This window comes from Rhizobacter sp. (assembly GCF_031412495.1).
GTDB lineage: Bacteria > Pseudomonadota > Gammaproteobacteria > Burkholderiales > Burkholderiaceae_C > Schlegelella_A.
The window spans coordinates 1-4,652 of record NZ_JANODC010000010.1; the positions used below are offsets into that span (position 1 = coordinate 1).

The window sequence follows — 4,652 nt, forward strand, 5'->3', positions numbered from 1 at the left end:
CGGCGAGAACCTGACGATCGAAGGCGCCGCCGAGGTGCAGGTGCCCGAGCACATCGAGCTGCTGCACAGCGAGCTGCGCACGCCGCTGTTCCGGCGCAGCTTCACGCTGAGCCGCGAGCTCGACTCGGCCAGGATCGAGGCCAGCCTCCGCGACGGCGTCCTGCACATGCACATCCCGAAGTCCGAAGCGGCCAAGCCGCGCCGCATCGAGGTCAACGTCCGGTGACGGCAGTGCCCCGCGCGCGTTCGCGCGCGCGGGGTGCCGAGCGGACGGGGCGGCCGCACGGCACCCGTCGTGGTCGAGTCGACCAAGCAGGCGGTTGAGGCTAACGAGCCTGTCCGAAGGCTTCTGCTCTCACTGCATCATTGAGCGCGATCCGCTGTCTCAGCAAGGTTTTCGCTTCCGAGAGGCTCATCGGCGCAGTGTCCACGCCGAGTTCTGAATAACGCTTCTTCATGGATTCATCGGATTGCGCCTTCAAGAGCGCTGCATGCAGCTGCTCGACCGCAGCCTGCGAAGTTCCCACCCGCGTGTAGATCGCCAACCCCGCTTCGAACACGAGGTCCGGACGGTTCAACTCCGAGGATGTCGGAACCTCCGGAATCGCCTGGTGCCGTTCCTTCGACAAGAGGGCCACACCCTTGATCCGCCCCGATTGCAGTAGGCTCGCAGCGCCGGGCACCGGCATGGTTGCGATGTCGACGCGACCGCCGACCAGATCGGGCATGAATGGCTGGCTGTACGGCACGTGGTCGACCTCCAGGCCCACTCTCCTCGCGAACCACCCGCACACCGCGTGCTGCGTGGTCCCCGAGCCGCCGTTTGCGCAGCGCAGCGGCCGCTGGCGAGAGGTCTGCACCATGGTCTTCCAATCCCCGGCGCTCTGAGGATTGCCTACCACCACCCAGCGGTCCGAGTTGACGAAGCCGAGCGGCACGACGTCGTCCAGCGGGCTCCAGGCCCTTCGACCCATCGCTGCAGGGCCATAGACGAGGTGGTCGAGCCCGGCCACGAGCAGCACAGTTGCCGACGGTTCGGAGTTGAGGACCGATTCCATCGCGATGACACCGGAGGCCCCCGGCTTGTTGTCGACGACTATCGTTTGTCCCAGCGAGCGGGCCATGTGCTCGGCGAGCACCCGTGCCATGACGTCCGCCGCGGCCCCGGCGGGCGTGGGCACCACCATGCGAATCGTCTGAGCGCTGGCTGTCGCGCACGCACCGACCCATGCCAGGAGCACGGTCAACGCTGCGGCGGCCAGGGATGGGTGACTGTGCTTCATCGATGACTCCGCGAAAGCTGGTGGATGGCTGCAAACACGCGGCAGGTGATGCCTGCTGCGGAAGGTATGCCATCCAAGCCCTTTGCGTAAGAATGCAGAGGATTACGGCGATAACCACAGGGTTATGACGTGCTGCGGCTGAACCAGATTCGCGACTTGATGACGGTGATCGACTGCGGAAGCATTCGGGGCGCAGCCCGGGTTCTGGGCGTCTCGCAGCCCGCGGTGACCAAGAGCATCCGCATGCTCGAGATCGAGCTCGGCGCAGAGCTTCTGCATCGCACGACCGGCGGTGTCACACCCACTGCCGCAGGACGGGCATTTTCGGCCCGGGCACGGATCGCCCAGACCGAGTTGCAGCAGGCACGCGAGGAGGTCGCCGCGCTTGGCGGCGAGCACGGTGCGTCCTTGCGCATCGGCGTCGGCTCGGCACCTGCCGCGCTGTTTGCAGTCGACGCCATCGTCCGATATCGGGCCGAGCACCCGGACGATCGGATCCTCGTCGTCGAGGGTCCAGGGCGGACCCTGCTGCCTCTGGTGCGCGATGCCAAGATCGACGTGGCACTTGCTCAACGGGTCAACCCCGAAGACGCGCCCGGATTGAAATATCGGCCCCTGCTCAGGACACGCCTTGTCGTCGCCGCGCGTCGCGGTCACCCGCTCGCTTCAGTGCGTTCACTGGGCGACTTGCACACCGGGGAGTGGTTGATCTACAGACCGCCCGGATCAGGCGGCGTTCTGGAAGAGGCGTTCCTGGCAGAGGGGTTGCCGCTCCCTGTGCATCGCGTCCACTGCGAATCCCTGGCATTGACGCTCGGTCTGATGCTCAACAGTGACCTTCTCGGACTGCTGGTCCCGCAAATGCTTCGACATCCCCTGGCTCGGTCCAGCCTTGTTCAGCTTCCCATCGCCCAACCACTCCCGGCAGTCTCAGTCGGCATGTACCGACGTGCAGACACGCCCTTGTCCAGGGCCGTGACGTCGTTCTGGTCTCATCTGACCGCTGCGGTCAAGCGGGTCCCTGATGCGGCGACCGGGACAGGACGAGGTTGATCCTGTCCTTGCCGTAAGCCCTAGCGGGTCGGCTGGCCCGATCTGCCGGACTAGGCCGGCGCCGTCGCTGCAGCCGACTCCTCCGAAGACAGCAACAGCGCCGTGAAGGCGGCTTACAGGGCATGCCGGGCGGCCGCACGCCAGCCCGTCGGGCAAACTCCCGATGTGGTCCGTTCCGGCATCGCCTCTTGATGAGCCATCGTCACGTCACGCTGCGGCAGTTTCGCTACTTCGTCGCCGTGGCCGAGAGCGGCTCGGTGGCGTCGGCCTCGCGCATGCTCGACATCGCGCAGAGTGCGCTGACCAAGAGCCTCTTGGATCTCGAGGCCGAGCTCGGCAGCAGCCTGTTCGCGCGCAGCTCCAAGGGCATGAGCCTGACGCCGCAGGGACACCGGTTCCTCGTCAGCGCCCGCAAGGTGATCGGCTCGGTGGCCGATGCCCTGCGCCTGCACGCAGGCGAGGAGGCATCGGCCCTGTCCGGCGTCCTGTCGGTCGGGGTGACGAGCCTCGTCGCCGGCTACTACCTGAGCGAGCTGCTCGGCCGCTTCCGGCGCGCCTGCCCCGACGTCCAGGTCTCCGTGACCGAGGACGCACCGCGCTTCCTCGAGCATCTGCTGATCAACGGCGAGCTCGATGTCGCCATCATGGTCAGCAACGCGCTCAGCGAGCCGCAGGCGATGGTCTGCGAGACCCTCACGCGCAGCCCCAACCGCGTCTGGCTGCCGGCCAACCACGGGCTGGCCGCGGCCGAGGAGATCACGTTGGCGGAGTGCGCGGACTGCGAGCAGATCGTGCTCGAGGCCGATCGCATCGACGAGCTGTTGACGAGCCTCTGGGCCCGCCACCAGCTCAAGCCGCGCGTGCTTCTGCGCACCTCGTCGCTGGAGGCGGTGCGCTCGCTCGTCGGGGCCGGCGCCGGCATCGCGCTGCTGCCGGACTTCCTCTACCGGCCCTGGACGCTCGATGCCGAGCACGTCGAGGCGCGGCGCCTGCGCGACGACGTGCCCACCATCGATGTCGGCCTCGTCTGGCGGCGCGGCTCGGGGCTCAAGCCCGTGGCGGCGGAGTTCATCGAGATGGCGAGGGAGCAGTCGAGGCTGCGCCGGGCGTGAGAGGGGGCCGAGCGTGACGCCGTCTGCCTCCCGCAACCCGGCCGAGCCCGAGATTCGACGGCGGCGGGAGCGAAGGGTCGCCCTGGCACTGGCGGCGTCGTGCGCCTGCCTCCCAGCCCTGCTGGTCGCGCAGCCGCAGCGCGCGGCGCGGATCGGCGTGCTCCTTCCCCACCAGCAGCTGCCCCGTATTGCCGCGGTGCTCGAGCGCCTTCGGCAACTCGGCTGGCGGCAGGGCGACAACCTCGGCGTCGAGCAACGCGTCGCAAGCACGCCACCGGCGCTGGCAACGCATGCGGCCGAACTCGTCGCGCTGAAGGTCGACCTGATCCTGGCCTTCCTCACGCCGGCGGTGCTGGCGGCGAGGGAAGCTTCTTCGAGCCTGCCCGTCGTGATGGCCGGCGCCGCCGTCGACCCGGTGACGAGCGGCCTGACAAACTCGCTCGCTGCCCCGGGCGGCAACGTCACCGGCATCACCGTGCCGGGGGCGACGCTCGCCAGCAAGTCTCTCGAGCTGGTGCGGGAGCTGCGCGGCTCGACGAAGCGCATCGGCGTGCTGTCGAACGCGGCCGACCCGTTCACGCCGGTGCTGATGAAGACGATGACAGAGGCCGCCCGACTGCTCGACATCCGGCTCGTCACGGTGCCCGTGCGCAGCCCGGAGGAGTATGTCGGGGCGTTTTCAACCTGGCGGGCCTCGCGCGCCGACGCGGTGTTCGTGCAGCCCAGCCTGGACACCGACCATGCCGCCGGCCTCGCCATGACGCATCGGCTGGCGTCCTTTTCGTTCGTGCGCTCGTTCACGACGGCCGGCGGCCTGCTCAGCTACGCCGCGAACGCCAACGAGATCGCGCGTCGCGCCGCCGACTACGTCGACCGCATCCTGCGCGGCGCGGACCCCGCGCGGATGCCGGTCGAGCAGGCGAGCAGCTACGAGCTCACGCTCAACCTGCGCACGGCCCGGGCGCTGGCGATCGCGATTCCGAACCTGCTGATGCTGCGTGCGAACGAGGTGATCGAGTAAGGCGCTGCCGCGTCCCGGCAGCCGCGGCTGCCGCGCTCACATCTTCACCATCACGTGCCGCGCCACCGTGTAGTCCTCGAGCGCGTACATGCCCATGTCCTTGCCGTAGCCGCTGCTCTTCAGCCCGCCGTGCGGCATCTCGTTGACGAGCATGAAGTGGGTGTTGATCCAGGTGCAGCCGTA

Annotated in this window: 6 protein-coding genes; 4 read left to right on the forward strand and 2 right to left on the reverse strand. The window is 68.3% G+C overall.

The window, feature by feature from the left end:
- A partial coding sequence (locus tag AC30N0_RS00445) for an Hsp20/alpha crystallin family protein (RefSeq protein ID WP_489515975.1) occupies positions 1-226 on the forward strand: 226 nt, incomplete at its 5' end.
- A 100-nt stretch (positions 227-326) separates the two neighbouring features.
- On the opposite strand, the gene AC30N0_RS00450 is transcribed toward AC30N0_RS00445, so the two are convergent.
- On the reverse strand, positions 327-1,283 hold the full coding sequence (locus AC30N0_RS00450) for a Bug family tripartite tricarboxylate transporter substrate binding protein (RefSeq protein ID WP_489515976.1): 957 nt from the start codon (positions 1,281-1,283) through the stop codon (positions 327-329).
- A gap of 129 nt (positions 1,284-1,412) precedes the next feature.
- Here AC30N0_RS00450 and AC30N0_RS00455 point away from each other — a divergent pair, with 129 nt between their 5' ends.
- From AC30N0_RS00455 to AC30N0_RS00465, 3 genes are all read left to right on the forward strand, one after another.
- Positions 1,413-2,336, forward strand: coding sequence for a LysR family transcriptional regulator (locus AC30N0_RS00455; protein ID WP_489515977.1), 924 nt, complete (start codon positions 1,413-1,415; stop codon positions 2,334-2,336).
- A 191-nt stretch (positions 2,337-2,527) separates the two neighbouring features.
- The gene (locus AC30N0_RS00460; RefSeq protein ID WP_489515978.1) at positions 2,528-3,448 is read left to right on the forward strand and encodes a LysR family transcriptional regulator; all 921 of its coding nucleotides are present in this window, start codon (positions 2,528-2,530) and stop codon (positions 3,446-3,448) included.
- A gap of 13 nt (positions 3,449-3,461) precedes the next feature.
- Positions 3,462-4,469 (forward strand): ABC transporter substrate-binding protein, encoded by a 1,008-nt coding sequence (locus AC30N0_RS00465; RefSeq protein WP_489515979.1) that lies wholly within the window; start codon positions 3,462-3,464, stop codon positions 4,467-4,469.
- 36 nt (positions 4,470-4,505) lie between these two features.
- On the opposite strand, the gene AC30N0_RS00470 is transcribed toward AC30N0_RS00465, so the two are convergent.
- On the reverse strand, positions 4,506-4,652 hold a 147-nt coding region (locus AC30N0_RS00470), incomplete at its 5' end, for an aldehyde dehydrogenase family protein (protein ID WP_489515980.1).

Coding starts and splice junctions, on each gene's coding strand:
- AC30N0_RS00450 (WP_489515976.1), bottom strand. CDS start 1,283: ATGAAGCACAGTCACCCATCCCTGGCCGCCGCAGCGTTGACCGTGCTC.
- AC30N0_RS00460 (WP_489515978.1), top strand. CDS start 2,528: ATGAGCCATCGTCACGTCACGCTGCGGCAGTTTCGCTACTTCGTCGCC.